14 protein-coding genes are annotated in these 19,922 nt (G+C 47.0%); 7 read left to right on the top strand and 7 right to left on the bottom strand.

What is annotated here, in order from left to right; all coding sequences use genetic code 11:
* Positions 1-48 precede the first annotated feature (48 nt).
* The 4 genes from AB0L18_RS06480 to AB0L18_RS06465 form a co-directional block, all read right to left on the bottom strand.
* Positions 49-1,179, bottom strand: a complete 1,131-nt coding sequence (locus tag AB0L18_RS06480; protein WP_367391771.1) for an efflux RND transporter periplasmic adaptor subunit — start codon at positions 1,177-1,179, stop codon at positions 49-51.
* Positions 1,180-1,254: 75 nt separating this feature from the next.
* A complete protein-coding gene (locus tag AB0L18_RS06475) occupies positions 1,255-1,695 on the bottom strand; it encodes a MarR family winged helix-turn-helix transcriptional regulator (RefSeq protein WP_367391770.1) in 441 nt (146 codons plus the stop codon).
* Positions 1,696-1,888: 193 nt separating this feature from the next.
* Positions 1,889-6,985 carry a hypothetical protein gene (locus tag AB0L18_RS06470; protein ID WP_367391769.1) on the bottom strand — a complete coding sequence of 1,699 codons (5,097 nt, stop codon included), beginning with the start codon at positions 6,983-6,985 and terminating at the stop codon, positions 1,889-1,891.
* A 564-nt stretch (positions 6,986-7,549) separates the two neighbouring features.
* On the bottom strand, positions 7,550-7,846 hold the full coding sequence (locus AB0L18_RS06465; protein ID WP_367391768.1) for a muconolactone Delta-isomerase family protein: 297 nt from the start codon (positions 7,844-7,846) through the stop codon (positions 7,550-7,552).
* 184 nt (positions 7,847-8,030) lie between these two features.
* On the opposite strand from AB0L18_RS06465, the gene AB0L18_RS06460 reads away from it, so the two are divergent.
* The 3 genes from AB0L18_RS06460 (at position 8,031) to AB0L18_RS06450 (ending at position 11,511) form a co-directional block, all read left to right on the top strand.
* The gene (locus AB0L18_RS06460; protein WP_367391767.1) at positions 8,031-8,714 is read left to right on the top strand and encodes a cupin domain-containing protein; all 684 of its coding nucleotides are present in this window, start codon (positions 8,031-8,033) and stop codon (positions 8,712-8,714) included.
* Entirely contained in the window at positions 8,701-9,714 is a 1,014-nt protein-coding gene (locus AB0L18_RS06455; protein WP_367391766.1) for a hypothetical protein, read from the top strand. The genes AB0L18_RS06460 and AB0L18_RS06455 overlap by 14 nt, the downstream gene beginning before the upstream one ends.
* Positions 9,715-9,783: 69 nt before the next feature.
* Positions 9,784-11,511: an asparagine synthetase B gene (locus tag AB0L18_RS06450; RefSeq protein WP_367391765.1), complete on the top strand. Its 1,728-nt coding sequence runs from the start codon at positions 9,784-9,786 to the stop codon at positions 11,509-11,511.
* Positions 11,512-11,898: 387 nt separating this feature from the next.
* Here the strand turns inward: AB0L18_RS06450 and AB0L18_RS06445 are convergent, their stop codons facing one another.
* From AB0L18_RS06445 to mqnC, 3 genes are read right to left on the bottom strand one after another with little or no spacing between them, the layout of a single operon-like run.
* Positions 11,899-13,191 (bottom strand): ABC transporter permease, encoded by a 1,293-nt coding sequence (locus AB0L18_RS06445; protein ID WP_367391764.1) that lies wholly within the window; start codon positions 13,189-13,191, stop codon positions 11,899-11,901.
* A complete protein-coding gene (locus AB0L18_RS06440; RefSeq protein ID WP_367391763.1) occupies positions 13,188-13,820 on the bottom strand; it encodes an ABC transporter ATP-binding protein in 633 nt (210 codons plus the stop codon). The genes AB0L18_RS06445 and AB0L18_RS06440 overlap by 4 nt, the downstream gene beginning before the upstream one ends.
* Before the next feature lie 39 nt (positions 13,821-13,859).
* Complete coding sequence (gene mqnC, locus AB0L18_RS06435) at positions 13,860-15,002, bottom strand: cyclic dehypoxanthinyl futalosine synthase (protein WP_367391762.1); 1,143 nt, start codon at positions 15,000-15,002, stop codon at positions 13,860-13,862.
* A 203-nt stretch (positions 15,003-15,205) separates the two neighbouring features.
* On the opposite strand from mqnC, the gene AB0L18_RS06430 reads away from it, so the two are divergent.
* The 4 genes from AB0L18_RS06430 to AB0L18_RS06415 all read left to right on the top strand — a co-directional run bounded on the left by AB0L18_RS06430 (position 15,206) and on the right by AB0L18_RS06415 (position 19,797).
* Entirely contained in the window at positions 15,206-16,843 is a 1,638-nt protein-coding gene (locus tag AB0L18_RS06430; RefSeq protein WP_367391761.1) for a glycerol-3-phosphate dehydrogenase/oxidase, read from the top strand.
* A 372-nt stretch (positions 16,844-17,215) separates the two neighbouring features.
* Entirely contained in the window at positions 17,216-17,800 is a 585-nt protein-coding gene (locus AB0L18_RS06425; protein ID WP_367391760.1) for a hypothetical protein, read from the top strand.
* Positions 17,801-18,148: 348 nt separating this feature from the next.
* On the top strand, positions 18,149-19,327 hold the full coding sequence (locus AB0L18_RS06420; protein WP_367391759.1) for a S8 family serine peptidase: 1,179 nt from the start codon (positions 18,149-18,151) through the stop codon (positions 19,325-19,327).
* Between the two features lie 2 nt (positions 19,328-19,329).
* Complete coding sequence (locus AB0L18_RS06415) at positions 19,330-19,797, top strand: hypothetical protein (RefSeq protein ID WP_367391758.1); 468 nt, start codon at positions 19,330-19,332, stop codon at positions 19,795-19,797.
* Positions 19,798-19,922: the final 125 nt, after the last annotated feature.

The following is a 19,922-nucleotide window of genomic DNA, read 5'->3' as shown; positions in this document are numbered from 1 at the left end:
AAGTCGCTATATGGGGGCATTATCTCCCCGGACAAATAAAAAGGAAGGTTATTCCGAAAAGGGTAAAGGTTCTACCTTCATACCATCAAATGCACCTGGGATAGGTTTGGCTAGCAATGGTGTCCCGCTGGGAATCCCCTGTACGATGATATGCTCTGGTTCTATCTTTATCAATTTCACACTATGAAGGCGGAGAATGCTGTCTTGGACGGTGTAGACTTTTGTTTGGTCTACCAGTAAATCACGAGGAATACGAACAGCCTCCGCAACGGAACGAGCGACAATATCACCACGGAGGTACATCCCTTCCCTGAGTTCTTTGCCATTGACACCAATGAAGACCTGAACAGTTTGAGACCCTGGGTCAATCTGATCGCTGATACGCTTCACGGTACCTTGCCATTCTCCCGCAATGTCTTCCGAAGTTAACTTCACGGAGTTGCCGACCTTGATGTAATCAAGATCTGCCATTGGGACGGTAGCAATGAGTTCGTAGTTTCCGGTAGCCATCAGCTCCCCTAATTTCTGTCCTGTCCGAATGACGGTGCCGGGGTTGATGGTGGCGTCGGTGAGTACACCGCCAAAAGGTGCGTAGAGCGTATACTTGTTGAGGCGCTCTTCCTGGCTCTTGATGTTATAGTATTGGGTATAAAGATTACGGGTGGCAATGAAGCGCTTCTCCTGGTCATTTTTAGGCTGTGGGAGTGGCTTGATCATTTCTTCTACATCGAAATTATCCAGATAGGCTTCCCAAGCCGGGAAATTTTCTGCGTAATCGATTTTCAGATCAGGCATGGCTTGTGCAACGGCATTGAGCAGCGTGCTTTTTTGGGCTAAAAGTGCCAGACGAGTCTCGCTATCGTCAATTTTAATGAGGACACTTCCTTTGGGGAAATAAGTACCTACCTTAAATGGGCGTCCGCTGTTCTCTACCATACCACCTACCTCGGCGTAAAGTTCTACCTTGTCGAAAGCCGCCAGTTGGCCTTGTACATCAAGTGTTGTAGCAATGGTTTCTTGCTGCGCTTTCATTACTTGCGCCTGCTTGACGTTGAATACAGGTGGCTTACGCGGAGCTTCTTCTTTTTGTTGCGAGAGCGTCTTGTATCCCATAATTCCTATTAAAAGAACAATCCCTGCTCCAACAATAGATAATCGGCGTTTTGTAAGATCAGTCATATTTTCAACCCAATTTTAATTTGTAAAACAAGCAATGCTTGGATTTTAATTTCTTTGAACAAGTTGTGTGTGCAACTATTTACTTAAGTTGTTGTACATTTTTTGCAAAACAGACTCACAGGTTTTTAGTTCCTCCTCGGCAATGCCCGCCTTGGCTTCTGCAATGGTTTCCTGCCCAAGAGGTAAAATCGCTTGGTATACCTTACGCCCCTTGGGGGTGATGTAGATGCGTTTGGTGCGTTTGTCGATAGGATCAGCTGTTCTCAATACCAATTCCTCTCGCTCCAAAAGCTTAAGCGACCGGGTGATAGTAGCCTTGTCTTTGAAACTAGATATGGCTAAATCCTGCTGACGTACCCCGTCTTTTTGGTACAAATCAGACAACACCCCCAAGTGAGGGCCCATCAGGTGCTGGTCCTCTTTGTTGAGTTTGTCGTACATCCTCCCCATGACGATTCTCCCTAGGCGGATGGTTAGCAACAAGAGGGGGTCAATTAATTCAGTGGAATTTCGCAAAAATATGTTTTTTGGTTGCATACGCAACTAAAAACTCCTCAATTACAAAAAAGGTTTAGTGGATGGTGTTTTTTTTCGGAATCCTGCATTTTTAACAATAACGGGGCTCCACATCTTGTGGAGCCCCGTTATTGTTTTCAGGATCATTCTGCCTGCATCTCTACCTCTCAGTGTGGGGTAGTTGGTTTTGTAGTTATTGAATAATGACTGGTTGAAGATTTAATCCACTGTCACTCTGCAGTATAAATAGATACAATCCAGGAGTCCACTGAGCATGAATTTGTCCCGTTATTGTGTTTCCCGTGCCTTTGAAATCCATTTGTAAAACGGTTGCTCCAAGAATGTTTTTAATACTGATGTGGTAATCCTTGCCCATTTTACTATCAAAGCTATACCTGAGTAGGTCAATTGCTGGGTTAGGGAAAATCCTGAGAGATTTTTCCTCTAAGGATGGGAACTGAGTAGTAGATACATCACAATCGTCTGGAACTCCATTGTTATTGACATCTAAATTATCATCGCCTCCGGGGCACACATCGTCCGCATCACAAATGCCGTCATTGTCCGCATCTGCGAAGGTGCCTGCGCAATTGCAGTTGGTGTCGTACAGGTCGTTGATGGTGCAGGGGTCGCCATCGTCGCAAGGGGTGCCGATGAGGTTATCATCGCCTCCGGGGCACACATCGTCCGCATCACAAACGCCGTCATTGTCCGCATCCGCGAAGGTGCCTGCGCAATTGCAGTTGGTGTCGTACAGGTCGTTGGTGGTGCAGGGGTCGCCATCGTCACAAGGGGTGCCGATGAGGTTGTCGTCGTTGTCGGGGCACACATCGTCCGCATCACAAACGCCGTCGTTGTCCGCATCTGCGAAGGTGCCTGCGCAATTGCAGTTGGTGTCGTATAGGTCGTTGGCGGTGCAGGGGTCACCATCGTCACAAGGGGTGCCGATGAGGTTGTCGTCGTTTTCGGGGCACACATCGTCTGCATCACAAACGCCGTCATTGTCTGCATCTGCGAAGGTGCCTGCGCAATTGCAGTTGGTGTCGTACAGGTCGTTGGTGGTGCAGGGGTCGCCATCGTCGCAGGCGGTGCCGATGAGGTTATCGTCGTTGCCAGGGCACACATCGTCTGCATCGCAAACGCCGTCATTGTCTGCATCTGCGAAGGTGCCTGCGCAATTGCAGTTGGTGTCGTATAGGTCGTTGGTGGTGCAGGGGTCGCCATCGTCGCAAGGGGTGCCGATGAGGTTGTCGTCGTTGCCGGGGCACACATCGTCCGCATCACAAACACCGTCGTTGTCCGCATCTGCGAAGGTGCCTGCGCAATTGCAGTTGGTGTCGTACAGGTCGTTGGTGGTGCAGGGGTCGCCATCGTCGCAAGGGGTGCCGATGAGGTTATCGTCGTTGTCGGGGCACACATCGTCTGCATCACAAACGCCGTCATTGTCTGCATCTGCGAAGGTGCCTGCGCAATTGCAGTTGGTGTCGTACAGATCGTTGGTGGTGCAGGGGTCGCCATCGTCACAAGGGGTACCGATGAGGTTGTCGTCGTTGTCGGGGCAAACATCGTCTGCATCGCAAACGCCGTCATTGTCCGCATCTGCGAAGGTGCCTGCGCAATTGCAGTTGGTGTCGTACAGGTCGTTGGTGGTGCAGGGGTCGCCATCGTCGCAAGGGGTGCCGATGAGGTTGTCGTCATTGTCGGGGCACACATCGTCTGCATCGCAAACACCGTCATTGTCCGCATCTGCGAAGGTGCCTGCGCAATTGCAGTTGGTGTCGTACACATCGTTGGTGGTGCAGGGGTCGCCATCGTCACAAGGGGTGCCGATGAGGTTGTCGTCGTTGTCGGGGCACACATCGTCCACATCACAAATGCCGTCGTTGTCGGCATCCGCGAAGGTGCCTGCGCAATTGCAGTTGGTGTCGTACAAGTCATTGGTGGTGCAGGGGTCGCCATCGTCGCAAGGGGTGCCGATGAGGTTGTCGTCGTTGTCGGGGCACACATCGTCTGCATCACAAACGCCGTCGTTGTCCGCATCTGTGAAGGTGCCTGCGCAATTGCAGTTGGTGTCGTACAGGTCGTTGGCGGTGCAGGGGTCGCCATCGTCACAAGGGGTGCCGATCAAGGCGTCATCCATATCAGGACAGAGGTCTCGTACATCACATACCCCATCGTCATCGGTATCACCTCCAAAGTCATCACAGGTATTACAAAAAGAAGTATTCTCAGATGAGTCAAAATCTGATCCTATAGCTAATAGTACTCCCGACGCATCGAATAACTCGTAACCTCCGATTCCGTAGTTACAACACAATCCATCTCCGTATGAGTCAAAAATGGTGAACTCATAACATCCTAGAGGTAGGCAAATTAATTCTGTTACGATTGCTCCATCAGGCCAATCAGCGTAAGTTCCGTAAGAGGAGACGATTACTTCTCCGGTAGCATTTGTCACCTCCCAAGATGTTTCTTGGGGGTAGTCATCTAAGGTTAATACCAACGTTATCGTTACGGCTTCGTTAAGCCCGCAGTTATCACAGTGATCGGGAATACCATCCCCATCACTGTCCAATGTATCATCCCCACCGTGGCATACATCATCTCTATCACAAATGCCATCACCATCTGTATCCTGAAATGTGCCTATACAGTTACAATCACTATCATAAGTATCATCGTTGGTGCATGGGTTGTTGTCGTCACAGGGAAGCCCAATTTGTTCGTCGCACGGATCACAGTAGTCAGGAATACCATCATTATCCATGTCTCTGGTATCATCTCCTCCCGGACAAATATCATCTGCATCACAGACACTATCACAGTCAGCGTCGGGGCAATCCTCCGCACAGTTATCACAGAAGTCAGGAATGCCGTCATGGTCTCCATCTATGTTATCATCTCCTCCCGGGCAGGCGTCCGTTTCGTCACATACACCGTCATTATCGGCGTCAACCAGTGCTCCGGTACAGTTACAGTCGGCGTCAAAAACGTCATTTTCGGTACAGGCGTCAAAATCGTTACAGGCTTGTCCTTCCAAGCTGCCATCACAAAGAATACTCCGTTTCCATAAACCACGGCCATAAGTAGCGACGTAGAGTATTTGATTTTTAATCTCCAGTTCAGCTATTCGCACGTTTGGGAGATTATCAGAAAGATTTACCCAGTTGACGTCGCTGGTAGCGTCCGTGTAATAGATTCCTGGATTCCCTCCTATAAATACCCCTTCGTTATTGAGTTCATCATAAACCGCGCATTCAATTCCCACTGCGGAGGGAATATTAGCGGTAAGGTTGGTCCAGGTAACCCCGGCATCTAAGCTTTCCATCACTTTGGAAGAGCTCCCTGAAATCACGACGATCAGTCTTTCTGGATGATTAGGGTGAACCGTGATGTAATTCACGCTGGATCCCGGCAGATTAGAAGAGGTCCAATTCGCCCCTCCATCAGTTGTGATGTACAATCTATTTTCATAGGCAAGGTAAATGTATTGATGATCCGACGGAGCAATCTTTAGTTCGTCGGCCTTGTTCGTCATATTCAAATCAGAAATAGCAAGCCAGGAGTTTCCGCCATCCGTACTTTTCCAGAGTTCTGTTCTAGCGGTATAAATTAGATTAGGTTGGCCGACAGCTTGTTCAAAAGGCGTCACCCAATTTCCACTACCGCCAGGGGCAGTGATAGACATCCGGCTATTTCCTCCATTGAGTGATTTATAGAGGCTTCCGTTTTGAGAAGTTCCGTAGATAATGTCGTCATTATCCCAAGCGATAAATGTTTCCATGCCATCGGCCCCGAGCCAGTCGTACCAGTTGCCATTGCGAAACACGGTAGTACCATTATCTTGCGATCCTCCAGAGACCCTATCGATCTCTGTGCGTGCGGCGCCGATTCTATAAAACTGTCTAATGCCTAGTCCGGGCGTAATATTTGTCCAGCTATCTGCTTCATCGGTTGAATAATAAATTCCCCCATCGGTACCCGCTACGATTCGTTGGCCATCATAAATCAAGAGATCGATATCCGCATGAATAAAATTTGATCCGTTCGGATTATTCCACGCCGTGGTTTTGTTCCAGCTCTGTCCTGCGTTGGTAGATCGCCAGGTTTCTACGCCGGCGACATGAATAATAGAAGGATTTACAGGGGAGACAACAATGTCCATATCGCGCGGGGCCTGTCCGCCGCTGTCATCCTGGTCGTAGCCCATGATGTTGTTGCAATCGCAGGCATTGTTGGCGAGGGTAATCCAGCTGGCTCCTGCATTTTGAGAAAGATACAAGGCATTAAATCCTCCATCTATTTCCTCTAAAGCGTAGATACGCTGAGGTGCTGCGGGGGTCACTGCCAGCATGATGGCCTTGTTACCAATGCCACTCCACGGGCCGCTGGTGATTTCTGTGAAAGTTTCTCCTCCGTCCGTGGATTTGTAAACGCCGTCATTGCCTGATGCATAGATAATGTTCAAATTGACTGGATGGAATTCCAAGTCATACAAGGATTCGTTTTGAACAAGGACTGTATAAAAATTTTCCCCACCATCCGTTGACTTATAAATTCGGCCTGATTGCGACACTGCAAAAATGACGTCTGCATTGGCGGGATGCATCACGATGGTATTGTAAAGAGCAGTTGCCGAAACCCCTGAAACAGGCGACCAGGATAAACCACCATCCAAGCTTCTGACAAGGCCGTCACTCAGCCCTGCCCAATAATGATCGGGGTTGCCATGAGATATCTCCAACGCGTACACATCGATCAGTGCTTGATCATCGAAAATGGGCGTCCAACTTGTGCCCAAATCCATCGTTTTCCAGATGCCTCCAGTTGGGGATCCGACAATAATATGATTGTCATTATTGGGGTCTAAGCCTATGGCACTCACTCTTCCGAGACCAGAAGACCAAGTAGAAGTATTGATCGCGGATTGTGGTCCTAACTCGGTGTAGGAACCAAGAAATTTTGCCGGAGCTGATGAGGATTTATCAACAAAATCGAGATAAGCGTCCAGCGCTTGTCGCTGGCTTCGTACGCTCCCCTGTTCATCCAAATTGCGTTCGGCCCAATACTTCCACCGTTGAAATTGCTTGTATCCTTTGCCTTTGCCCTTTCCTGTCTTCTCAAAATGTCGTTCGGAGATGTCGACAATCTCTTGAAAGGTGAGATTAGTGTCCTGCGAGAGTTCCTGGTAGATTTGTGCTGTTGCTGGTATCGCACAGCAAAGGAAAATTATACCTATGAAAAGAATACAAAGGAGAAGTTGGGAAAAGTTACTTGATGGGTTTCTCATTTTAAGCGTAGATTTAATTAGAAAGAGCGACCTACTACCAAAAGGCTTGTTCTACTTTATACTACGCCATGTTCTTGCCAAGAAAAAACATTGAGCATTGCTCGAAAATCAACATTCCTCTTTCGTTTTTAAGCTCATTGTCAGAGCTTTTTTTACTAAAAGTGGAGGTTGTAAATTAATTATGCCTTCGGCAGCCGACTACTTCTAATTTGTCAAAGAGGCGCAGAAAAGAGAAGTGTGTAAATTGCGAAAACTATACCCGGCACTAAGTGGTTTGGGAATATTATCGCAACGTCATTTTTTGCTCTGCCAAGGCGAAAAACGTAGGCGAAGCCTAAGCTTCGGCGAGGCTTTTTAACGCAGTCAGAGCAAAAAAGGACAAGTGAGAATGTCCCAGACCACTTAGTAACGGGTATAATATTGAGCAATATATTATAAAAATTGGAATTCTACTCAACGTTGAAATTGATAACAGTATGTTCTGCTTTATTTTAGCACAAAAAAAACGTCTTTATGCAGCATGATACCGCATAAAGACGTTTTTCCTCCTCAAAAGGAGTGTTATCAGTTCAGCGAAAACTGCATAACCTCCATGGAGGAGTTGTGGAACATCAATTGGGAAATATCGGGCACCATATAATCAATCAGTGGCATCCGTTCAATTTCTTCCATGAGTGCAAATTCACTTTCCGCAACCATCACTGCCCAGAGGCGAGAACGGTCCAGGGAGAGACTGTAGTTTTGAATAATTCCATCGGCCAGCATCTGGTTGATCATAAACCTTTGACGAGGGATGAGTGCCATAAATTCTTCTGTAAATTCTTCCGGGAGTTCAAACTCCACCATGTATGCATTTTTCATCTCAGTATCTTTCGTCTGTAATCATTTATTATACGCATAAGGGGTAAGAATTGTTGTATCGAGATTATCTTACTTGCTGCTACTTCAACCATCATGAGAAAGGAGAAGTTCCGGTAAGGAAAGAAGAAACGAACATGTTGACGAAAATCGATTATCTTGGTTTTCTGATTAATATTGCTAATTCATGCTTGCTAAGAATAATTTTATACCCCTCGCGAATAGCGCTTTGTCTTTTGAAATAGAGCACGGAAACCAACTGGTAACGATGGCGATTTGGCAGGGTGGAGTACTCAAGGTAACAACCCGCAACCAAGACCAAAGTACCTGGGGGTATATTGCTACAGGGACCGCTCAGTTAAGCACTAAAAGTGGTGATTTTGTGCTTCAGGCAGGCATGTATTTTTCAGCTGATCAGGAGGTGACTTTGAGGGGAAATGGCACCGGTTTGTTGATTACCCAAACCGGACAAAAGGCCTTCTTTCATCTTGGTGGACCTGTAGAAGAGAAAGGCCGCTTGCGCTATATTGATGGTTGTACAGATTCTTTGCTCGTCCCTCCTGTTATCAAGGGGGATGCTTGCTTGAATTTGCTGCATATTCCTCCACATACTTTCCAGAGTCAGCATACGCATCCGTCTTTACGGGCGGGAATCATCGTCAGTGGATCGGGGGAATGTATGACGCCCGAAGGCAGCCATTCTTTGTATCCTGGCTTGTCTTTTGTCATTCCGGCAGGCGGGCAGCATAGTTTTAAGACCGGTGACGAGGCACTGCGTGTCATTGCTTTCCACCCTGATTCTGATTTTGGGCCTACCCACGAAGAACACCCTATGATCAACAGAACCTACCTGACCCATGAAGTGTCCTAAATGCAGCTATAACCAACCCTACCGCAGCGGAATGGTTTGCGGGAAATGCAAGTACCGTTTCGTGGTGGATCCCAAGAGAGATGGGTATACCGACGGGAAATTCGCTACGGCCTTGCGGCGGGTAAGTAAAAATGGCACCCAGTATTTTACCTTCCATCAGTTTTATGCCACTTTATTTGTGCATCGCCCACTTTTTCCGAGTGGGTGTTTGGCCGCAGTACTTGCTGGAGCGGCAGGAGCGGTTGTCTATAATCTAAGCGAATCGCTGTTTTTGGCCGCCTTTTTTGCCATAGGAGCTGGTTTGTTGGGGATGTTTGGCAAGCGGCTGTTTCCATCGATGGCTCCACCTGAAAACAAGATCAGGGGCTTGTGGAACCAATGGTACCCAAAAGCCGAAAAACAGGAACATCTTTTCTTATCCAAACCTACACTCATTACTCCTCCAGCTACTGCGCCGGAAAAAGATATTTACGACTACGGCGTAGAAGGCATACTCATCGTAGATGAGGATATTTATGTTGATCTGTTGGTAAAAAATAAGCTTCACACAGAATTTCGTCTGCTTATTATAGCCCAGAGTGCCTATCCGTCCTATTTACACGAGCAGGCCAATCGTTTGCTGGCGGAGCGGAGTGATCTTCCCGTCTATCTTCTTCACAATGGGGTGACCATCGTGAAAAACATGACCACCAAATTCGCCCTCAAGGGGCAAAAGGTCCTAGACCTGGGTTTGAGTGAGCAAGACTTTGTAAATCACAAGCGTCTTCATCCTTTTCAAGAAGTAGCCCAAAAACCTTTGGATTTGTTGAGTACCAGTCTGATCCGACGAATCCTGCAACGCGCCACACAGCCCACCGATTTTGATACCGATAGCGGCGGCCCAATCATCATTGACAACGACCCTATGGAAGATACTACTCTGCCTACCATTGTTCTTTTCGGTGGCCTCGACGATGCGCTCAATGGAGATGATGATGGGGGCGGAGATGATTTTGGTTAACATGCTGGCTAAAATATACTTTTTGCAACGGTTTAGCCAAATACCACCGAAAATTCCAACACTTGTTTTATGGCAATCATTTTCGGCAATAATTCCCCTGATCAGCGTATACTGCACCAACAGTATGAAGTACTGAAGACCAGAGGAAGCGACACCAGACACGTACTCGCACAGGGTGCATGGCACCTCGGAGTGGGTATCAACGAAAGCGATGCCCAGCAGGCGCCAAGCAGTGGCTATTACCAGCAAGATGGCTGCGGTATTGTGGTTGCCGGAGAGGTATTGACAACAACCCTTTCCCCTTTGTCAGCTGCTGAGTTGTGGCGTTTGTTTCAAGATCAAGGCATCGCTTTTGTCAAGCAACTGCACGGAGCTTTTGTGTTGGCTATTGTGGCCCGTGACGTCCTTTATCTGGTACGCGATGCCGCTGGACAACGAACGGTTTACTATCAACTGGAAGAAGGTGTATTCACTTTTGCGATTGAAACCAAGGGCGTGAAAGTGGGAGGACTGGCACCTGCTGCTTTGTATTTACCCGCCTTGTTTCAATACCTGTCCTACAGCTTCGTGCCGCTGGAGCATACTTTATTGAAGGGCGTGAAGGAATTACGGGCAGGGTGCTATGTTAAATTTCGCCATGGCGATCCAGAAGTCCAACAGGATGATTTTTTCACCCTTACTGATATTCCAAAATCCGAGCGCCAAGACCTGCCCTACTGGTCACAACGCTTACGCAAGGAAATAGATGAAGACATTCAGCAGAAGCTACAGCATAAAGAAGAAGTAGGTGTATTTCTTTCTGGAGGATTGGATTCCAGTATTATTGCAGCACGTGTGGCGCAGCTTCACCATCGTCCTATCCACACCTTTTCCATTCATTTTGGTAAGAAATATCCCAATGAGAATGCTTTCGCGAAGCTGGTGGCCGATCGCTATCAGACTATCCACCACGAGGTAGAAATAAAGCCCCAGCATTTTGCTCGACGTCTGCCAGAGATCATCCGCCATCTTGACGAACCTAGTGGCGACCCCATCACGGCACCGAATTTTGAGCTGGCGCGTTACGCAAGGGAGCACGTAGCATGTATTTTCAATGGCGAAGGTGGTGACCCTTGTTTCGGAGGCCCAAAGAACATGTCCATGCTTTTGCACCATTGGTACGGCGAGCCCGTATCACGAGAACGGGCTTATTTGGCTTCCTACCGACGAGGTTACCAGCACCTGGAGCAAATCTTACTACCTGAGATTTTCGCGCAACTCGACCCAGTAGCGGATCTGGAACGCATACTGACGCCTTATTTTGAGGTGCCAGGCTTGTCTTTTTTGGATAAACTGATGCGGATCAACATCAAGCTCAAAGGCGCTCACCTGATCTTGCCAAAAGTAGAGCGGATGCTGGGGGCTCACGGGTTTGTGCCCTATGCTCCCTTGTTTAGCAAAAAAATAATTGCGAGCAGTATGGAAATGCCTTCCAATTTGAAACTGTATCAAGGAATTGAAAAATACATCCTGAAAGTGGCTTTCGCCGAAGATGTACCCGATGCCATCATCAAGCGCCCCAAGAGTGGCATGAGGGTGCCCGTTCGGTACTGGTTTCAGGGCGAACTGCGACGCATGGCCAAACAGCGTTTGAGGGAGGACCGCATCCGAGAAGGCGGCATTTTCGAACCCAAGGCGATAAAAGAGCTTTTGGCCTATGACCGCGAAAGCGGCCTCGACCGCCACGGCTTGTTGCTTTGGATGTTATTGACTTTTGAGCTTTGGCGGGAGCAAAATCTCATAGTACGAGGTACTTAGTGTACAGGGGTTTTTACGACCCTAAATTCGATATTGTACCAAGTACGATGAATAGTGAGGTTGTAGGTATTCAAATTACTGGTAATGAGAAGGGTAGACTTGTCGTGAACCCGCTGCAAAGTAAAGCCTCACGTTAAAGTACGGCCTCTCTACACTTGCTTATAATAGAGTTGTTCTGCTGGGGGCTGTTATAGCGAAAGGGCTAAAATTTCATTCTGAACGAGGCAGATTTTGTAGTCGAACCTGCCTGCAAGGCCAGCTTGCTGGCAGGCAGGTGCGGGCACCACGAAGTAGCCGCGAAGCGAATTCGGCGAAAAATCTAACGAAGTGCAGAATGAAATTTTCCGCTTGCAGCAAAACTTGTCTCAGTAGAACAACTCTAATAACCTACCCCTTTAGCAAAGTCTCCGAAATATCCGTCCTGCTGGCTTTGATGGCGGGCAAAATGGCTGCTACCAAGCCCAACAAGAGTGATCCTCCCACCAGGTACCATTCCTGGGGTAGAAACGTCCAGCCAGAGAAGGTGTAGCCGTAAGCTTTTTCCAGTGCTCCGGCGAAGAGTTGCATGCCTCCGTGACTCAACAACAGACCAAACACACAGCCGAGTAAGGCCAAGAGTAAGCCCTCTAAAATGATGAGGGTGAATAAGGTACCTCGGCTCCCGCCCATCACCCGCAGTAAGGCCAGTTCGTACTGCCGTTCTTTGAGTGAAGCGAACAAGGAAATGAAAATACTCAAGCCCGACACGAAAATGATCACGAAAGCCAAGATGCGCAAGGCTTTTTCCCCCGTATCCATCAGGCTGTAGAGGCGGTTGATTTCGATAGCAGGTGTAGCGGCTTGCAGGTCGGTGTTTTCGTTGATGCTACGCTGCATGTTGAGGGCCTGAAAATTGCGACCCTTGAACTTGATCAGCAAGGCTGTAATTTCTTTTTCACCAGGTTCTTCCAAGAGGCTCGGCACGATTGCCGAAGGGGATGCATGATCGTGATCGTGATCGGCGTGATCATGATCAGCGTGGTCCTCCTCCGTGGGGGCTGCTTCGCTGGCTGCATCGTGCTCGTGGGTGAGCCAGTAACTTTGGTTGGTCGTGAGGATGAGCTGATCGAGTACGGTGCCACTGGTGGCTAAAATGCCCACTACTTTGAAAGCCGTATGTTCATGCCCCAGGTTTTCGTCTTCGAGGAAGCCGTGCGAACTGCTAAAAGTGGCGCCCAGGGTGAGCCCTAATTTTTGCGCAACGGTATTGCCAATCACTACCTCAAAATTCTGCGCCCAGGCTTTGCCACTGGCCAGGCTTACGCCATAAAAATCGAGGATATTTGGTGTGGTGCCGACGATACGAAAAGTGCGGTAGCTGTCGCCCAAAGAAAGCGGAATAGACGTTTCGATGAGCGGGTGCTTGGGGTTGAGGAATGGCTTTACTTCCGCGATACTGATATTTCCCGTAGGCGCGTCGAGGTGATACATGCTGCTGAGAATCAGCTGCAGCGGGCTTCCTTTGGCACCAATGACGAGGTCAATCCCCGCCAGGTTTTTTTCGAAATTATCTTCTACCTGCTTTTGCAATAAAAAAAGCAAGGCCACCAGCCCGACACCCAAGGCGAAGAGCACAATGCTCAGCAGGGTAGAGAGGGGCTTGAAAGTCAGGTTTTTCCAACTTAGTCGTAGCAGGTTCATAACTCGATTTGTTGGTCAAAGATGTTTTTCAGACGGTTGTCGTGCGTGACCACCAACAGCGTAGCATTGGCCGCTTTCGCTTGGGTTTTGAGGAGCTCCACCACCTGCTCGGTATTTATATCATCTAATGCAGAGGTCGGTTCATCGGCCAGAATCACGGTAGGGTCATTGACCAGGGCACGAGCAATGGCGACCCGTTGTTGTTCTCCAACGCTGAGTTCACTAGGGAGTGCATGGAGCTTGTGTCCAATGTTGAGCTGCTCCAGCAAGGTTTTGATCTTGTTGCTATCAGCGGGTAGTCCCACCAATTGTCGGGCCAGTGCGAGGTTTTCGCCTACGGTCAGTGCCCGTAAGAAATGCGATTGTTGAAAAATGACGCCAATCTCCTTCCCTCGAAATTGATCCAGCTTCGCTCCCGATAATTGATTGAGGACCGTATCATTCACTTTGATATGGCCACTGAGTGGAGTGCGCAAGCCGGCTAGCAAGTGTAGCAAAGTCGTTTTGCCACTACCCGACTGCCCCAAGAGGAGCCAATGCTCCCCTGTCTGGCAGACGATATCCGGGAACTTTAAGGACGTGCCCCCGGCGGAATCAAAAGAAAAGCTGACGTTGTGGGTGCTTAGCATACTTTCACTTATATGGCCTGTAAAGTTGGTTATTTTTTTCTAATCCACAATCATCGCCTCTTTATCCAGTTCTTGCTGCTTGATATTAGCGGGCAGTTCTCTGTATTCGTATTGTTGGTTGCGCAATTGAGGGACATAACCAGCCTCGCGGATCGCCTCCTGGATACCGTCGGCTGTAAAACGGAAGCGGGCACCTGCGGCCGACACCACATTCTCTTCGATCATGATGGAACCGAAATCATTGGCGCCAGCGTGCAAACACAATTGCGCGACCTGCTTGCCCACTGTCAACCAGCTCGCCTGGATGTTGATCACATTGGGCAGCATGATCCGGCTGAGAGCAATCATGCGGATGTACTCGTCGCCCGTCACGGTATTACGGGCCCGTTTGATTTTTTTCAGGATGGTATCCTCGTCCTGGAAAGGCCAGGGGATAAAGGCGAGGAAACCTTTGGCATTGGCGGGTTTTTCGGCCTGCACGGCACGCATACGGACCAGGTGATCCATGCGTTCGAGGTTGGTTTCAATGTGTCCAAACATCATGGTCGCACTGGTCGTGATATGGAGCTGGTGGGCTGCGCGCATCACGTCTAGCCATTCTTCACCACCACATTTCCCCTTAGAAATCAGGCGACGCACGCGGTCGCTCAGGATTTCGGCGCCGGCGCCAGGCAAGCTATCCAGCCCTGCCTCGTGGAGGGCTTTGAGTACCTCGTGGTGCGAGGCTTGCTCTAGTTTGGCGATATGTGCGATCTCCGGTGGCCCCAGTGCGTGTAGCTTGAGTTGGGGGTAGAGTGCTTTTAGTTCTTTGAATAGCTTGACGTAATAATCCAGCCCCAGATCAGGGTGATGGCCGCCTTGGAGCAACAATTGTTCGCCACCAAAGGCAAATGTTTCTTCAATTTTTTGCTTGTACTGCTCAATGGTCGTGATGTAGACTTCTTCGTGACCAGGGCGCCGGTAGAAATTGCAGAATTTACAATTTGCAATACAGACATTTGTCGTATTGGAGTTTCGGTCAATGATCCAGGTCACCTTGTCATTAGGTACTTGCTGCATTCGTAGGCGGTGGGCTACGTGCATCAATTCCGCAGTGCTGGCATTTTCCAAAAGAAAAACCCCTTCTTCGGCACTTAAAAAGTCCATCTTTAAGCCCCGGTGCAATAAGTCGTCAGTACGCATTTTACTAGATTTAACTGTCTACACAACAAAAGTAACAAAACTAGGGTTTTGATATCTTTCATTTTTTTCTGAAAGATTAGGTATTGTCTGGAATGTCTAATGAAAAACAATGCTCCTTTACTTATTGTTAAACCGACACGTATGCACGTATCTTCGTACAAATTCTGCAAAGTAAGACCTGCTGGTACAAATTACCCCTTGAAATGAAGCGATCAAACCATTTAGAAAAATTGCGCACCGAAGAATTTGATTGTTTAATTATCGGTGGCGGAGCCAGTGGTGCAGGCTGTGCATTGGACAGTGCACTGCGGGGGTATAAAACAGCACTGGTGGAGAAAACGGATTTCGCCGCAGCGACGTCTTCCAAATCTACCAAGCTTATTCACGGTGGTGTTCGTTATTTGGAGCAGGCGTTTAAAAATTTTGATTTTGCCCAGCTCGCGCAAGTTCGCCACGGTTTGGATGAACGTCATACGGTACTGCAAAATGCACCCCATTTAGCGCGTCCTCTGGCACTGATTACGCCCGTTTTTAGTTGGCTAGAGGGCTTGTACTTCACCATTGGTCTTACCATTTACGGTTGGTTTGCTTCCGGCAAGGATACTTTGCCTAGCAGTAAATGGCTGAGCAAAGCGGCTGTGAAGGAGCGTATTCCGCGTATTTCCGAGAAGATTCACAGTGCTGTCCTTTATTACGATGGACAGTTGGATGATGCCCGTTACTGTTTGGCTATTGCCCAAACTGCTGCCGAGGCGGGTGCTGCGGTGGCGAATCATCTGGAGATAACGGGTTTTGAGAAAAACAATGCCGGGCAACTTACGGCGGCTCATGCCAAAGATTTACATACGGGGGAAACGCTACTCATTCGGGCCAAAGTAATGATCAATTGTACTGGGCCTTATGCCGATCATATCCGCCAGTTGGCCAATGAGGCCCAATCACCTCGCATTCGCCCGAGCAAAGGCGTGCACGCTATCTTGCCCTACAAAGTACTGGGGGGCGAAGATGCCTTGCTGATTCCCAAAACACCCGACGGGAGAGTTGTTTTCGCGATCCCTTTTCAGGGTAAACTCATGCTGGGCACCACCGATACCGAGTACCGTGAGCTGGCAAAAGAACCACAGCTGGAAGCCGCTGAAATTGATTTTCTTTTAGAAACCCTCAATCCCTATCTGGACCAGCCGGTAAATGCCAAGCAAGTGCTGGCGGGCTTTGGAGGTTTACGGCCTTTGATCGCTTCGGACCCCGACAAAGGCACCAAAGGCCTGGTGCGTGACCACGAAGTAGAGCACGATAAGACCTCCAACCTCATCAGTCTTTTGGGAGGAAAATGGACGACCTACCGCCTGATGGCCAAGGACACCATTGACTACGTAGAAGAACACCTGCTCGGGCAAGCAAAAGCTTGTACCACCGATCAACAAATCCTGGTTGGAGGAGAAGGCTTCGTGCCGGAAGATTGGCAGAAGATCATGGCCGCCAGCGGTCTTCCTGCGGATACTTGCCAGCACATTCACCAGCACTACGGTAGCCGCGCAACACTATTGCTGAGTGTATTGGAGGAAAAAGAAGCCTGGAAAACCCCACTGGTGGAGGGCTATCCCTATTTAATCGGAGAGGCCGTTTATGCCGCACGCTACGAGATGGCCGGCACAGTCAGGGATTTCCTGGCCCGCCGCATTCGTCTGGAAATTCTCGATTGGGATGCCGCCCAACAAGCCGCGGGCAGGGTCGCCAAAGCTATGGGACAGGAGCTAGGCTGGGAAGCAGCTTATATTCTTCAAGCCGCCGAGGAATACATAGAGCAGCTTTATGCGCTTCGGGATTTGGCGCAGGCTTAGGGAATATTCACCCGAATGCTTGTTGTTTTTCCTGCATTTCGGTATCCTTGTTTATTCAAGATGACCAACACGCTGGCTCTACGCTGATTATCATCGCTATTTTGCTGTTTTCCGGAGCTGAATACTGCTTAAATTATTCACAATACCGGCACCCTTTTCCAGACTGCAAGCAGTCACTGCATACTACTGGACATACTGCTTAGGCAGGCCACATGGCAAAATGGCGTTTTTGAAAAGAGGAAAGCCCGCGCCGATTACTGTGTAAGTAGTAAGTGGAGTTTGGTACGTTGAAAGGATGGGTTTGTAAAAGTACGGCAAAAAGGGGGGGCTTTCGCATATAAGTAAGTTGGCATTCATTTAAAACAGAATATTATGAAACTTGGAAAACTATTTTGGATATCAGGTTCCATATTGATAAATATTACAATAGGAATTTATATCTATTTGTCAAGTAGTGCACCGCTCAACCCATTGGAAAGACATAATTACGTGAATGAAAATTGGGATATTTATGGTATGCATTGGAAGGTTGAATTTCTTTTTATGACGTTCATAGCTATTGGTGCATTATACTTTGCCTTTAATCTAAAGAAAATAAGCTGGACTATAATTTCAGTTGGGCAACTGATTCTACTTTCAACCTATCCGATAATGCTTGGTGGATATGAAAATACATCCTTTGAATTATCCAAAATGGCAAATCAAATGGCAACCGTGGTTTTCGTATTTGGAAATTTGATTTTTTTAGGTGGACTTCTAAAGCTATACTCATCTGACATTTATCTAAAAAAATGGCTAAAATGGACTGCAATAGCACTTTCGGGAATTACATTTTTAACTTTCTTAATTACATTTATCGGAATTATTGATTGGAGACAAGCAATGATGATAGGACCATTAATCAATGTGCTTTATCTAATCAATGCCTATTACGGAATGAAATTAAAACTGGAATAAAAACGAAATGCCAACAATGTATAACCGCAATTACGGCGGATTCGACTACGTCCGAATCCACTCGGAATTGCTAACTTCAGTGTTCAACCGAAAAATAACGCATATTAACCCGTAACTGACGGTTATACGAGACCGTTGTCCAAGATACTCCGCTTCGCTTCGCATCTTGGACAACGTTTTTCGGGCAAGCCCGTGCTGCACAAGCTTCTTCGCTTCGCTACGAACCTCGCACAACACGGGACATGCGGAAATTCAAAAATTTTTCTCGGCTGCGCCGAAAATTTCCGAACTTCGGATGTCCCGAAAAACGTTGGCTGACATAAATGACAAGAAACTAAGAAACGTTAAATGAGGGAATTCACAATTATTAATCTTAATGAACAAGAGATAAGTGATAACTTAATAGATGAAGGGGTCGCGTTAAAGTCCTTAAATTACTATTTGATCCCATCAGATTGTACTGGTGAAATAGAACGAATAGTTGAACACTTCGAACTCGGTGTAGAGGATGTGTTTTCTAGTGCTAGTCGTTTATACGTCAACCTATGTATTGCGTTGGATTTTTATATTCAACAAGGAGTCACCGTTATTAATCTCAGTTTGATTATCAGATCTAGAGATCCATATAGACTTGTTGAAAAATTAGTCGAAATTGCCTTAGAAAGCAAGATATGTGTAGTCTGTGCAATAGGTAATAAAGGTCGAAAACAAAACTCAATCAATAGTCTATCTCGCATTCAAGGAGTTATTTCTGTAGGGGCCGTAGATGATGAACTTAGATTACTAGATAAATCTAGTGTTGCACCTCTAGGAGAAATGGGACCAACTTGCGTGGCAAATGGAAATACTAATCTATCCGAAAAATTGATAGATACTTCTCCTTTATACAAGAGGCCAAAGCCAGCCACAAGCTACGCTGCTCCCAAAGTGTCAAGAAGTATCTGTTCTATTTTTCTGATGATAAACGTTATTGGTGCCTTGATAAGATATTCAGTAAAGAAATCAAGTAATATTGAAAAAATAATTCTAACTAGAATTGGACTCCCTGATGATAGTAGAGACTTAAATATTGAGCAATATCCAGATGTAATTAAAAATATGTATAAGAACAATGACTTTAGTTTTGCAATTATTCCTGAAGCTGATGAGATTCGTTGGATCGAAAAGCTAAAATATGGTCTAGGGCAGATTGGATACACGAATGTTTATTTATCAAATCGACCTGATGAGATAGTCTTTGTTATTAAAGAAATAGCACAAAAACTAACAGGTTATGAAAAAAACGAAGTTGGATATGGGTACATAAGCATTGAGGCTGTTATTGAGTATTTTGTCAAATTCACATTTATTAAGTTTCTAAAACTTACCTTAAAAAACAAGTTCGAAGTACTATTCCATGGACCACATCGACAATTCATTATGCAACATGATTTAGAAATGAGGTATCTTTGGCGCGAAGAAAAAGCAAGAAATTATTGCTTACTTGCTTACAATTCTATTATGTATCCATTCAAAATAACTTATTGATTATGCTAAGTGCCCGCCAACTTGTTTCAGAGATTAAACTTGCGGTAAATGAGGCTAGTGAAGATTTACAAGAGGCAAGAGTTGAAATTGTAAGTTTTGATGTATCTCTTAAGGTTGTTCTAGAAAAAACGGCTGGGATAGGTGCCCAGGCTTCAATTGGTCCAATCAAAGTAGGAGCTAGAAAGAATTCGTCAGAAGAAAGAGCTTCTTCTATGAATATTACTTTTATTCCCAAGCCTCTAGATGCAGAACTACAGGGTAGTATTGGTGAAGAGTTGAGTGAACTAATAGTTACTATGGCAAAGGAGATTCAAGCAGTGTCAGATGAATATCCTGAATTCGGCTACTCTAAATCATTTATAGAGTTATACTTCACAATAACTGAAAAAGGAGATATTAAGATGCTGTTTGAATATGATGATAAGTCTCAATGGGTGCACTCTATTAAGATATATTTCTCCAATATGTAAAAAAAATTACGTCAGCCAACTTAGGCTTGGCGACAATGCTCGTTCCTCGCACTGCGCCCAGCCCGGAGTTGTCCAAGATACTCCGCTGCGCTGCGCATCTTGGACAACGTTTTTCGGGCAAGCCC

The organism is Lewinella sp. LCG006 (assembly GCF_040784935.1).
Taxonomy (GTDB): Bacteria; Bacteroidota; Bacteroidia; order Chitinophagales; family Saprospiraceae; genus Lewinella.
Note: the sequence above shows the minus strand (reverse complement) of the source record. Positions and strands in the feature narration are given on the sequence as shown.

Bases quoted from the DNA above. Each gene is read 5' to 3' on its own strand.
- AB0L18_RS06480 (WP_367391771.1), bottom strand. From the start codon at position 1,179: ATGACTGATCTTACAAAACGCCGATTATCTATTGTTGGAGCAGGGATT.
- AB0L18_RS06470 (WP_367391769.1), bottom strand. From the start codon at position 6,985: ATGAGAAACCCATCAAGTAACTTTTCCCAACTTCTCCTTTGTATTCTT.
- AB0L18_RS06465 (WP_367391768.1), bottom strand. From the start codon at position 7,846: ATGAAAAATGCATACATGGTGGAGTTTGAACTCCCGGAAGAATTTACA.
- AB0L18_RS06460 (WP_367391767.1), top strand. From the start codon at position 8,031: ATGCTTGCTAAGAATAATTTTATACCCCTCGCGAATAGCGCTTTGTCT.
- AB0L18_RS06455 (WP_367391766.1), top strand. From the start codon at position 8,701: ATGAAGTGTCCTAAATGCAGCTATAACCAACCCTACCGCAGCGGAATG.
- AB0L18_RS06450 (WP_367391765.1), top strand. From the start codon at position 9,784: ATGGCAATCATTTTCGGCAATAATTCCCCTGATCAGCGTATACTGCAC.
- AB0L18_RS06445 (WP_367391764.1), bottom strand. From the start codon at position 13,191: ATGAACCTGCTACGACTAAGTTGGAAAAACCTGACTTTCAAGCCCCTC.
- AB0L18_RS06440 (WP_367391763.1), bottom strand. From the start codon at position 13,820: ATGCTAAGCACCCACAACGTCAGCTTTTCTTTTGATTCCGCCGGGGGC.
- mqnC (WP_367391762.1), bottom strand. From the start codon at position 15,002: ATGCGTACTGACGACTTATTGCACCGGGGCTTAAAGATGGACTTTTTA.
- AB0L18_RS06430 (WP_367391761.1), top strand. From the start codon at position 15,206: ATGAAGCGATCAAACCATTTAGAAAAATTGCGCACCGAAGAATTTGAT.
- AB0L18_RS06425 (WP_367391760.1), top strand. From the start codon at position 17,216: ATGAAACTTGGAAAACTATTTTGGATATCAGGTTCCATATTGATAAAT.
- AB0L18_RS06420 (WP_367391759.1), top strand. From the start codon at position 18,149: ATGAGGGAATTCACAATTATTAATCTTAATGAACAAGAGATAAGTGAT.
- AB0L18_RS06415 (WP_367391758.1), top strand. From the start codon at position 19,330: ATGCTAAGTGCCCGCCAACTTGTTTCAGAGATTAAACTTGCGGTAAAT.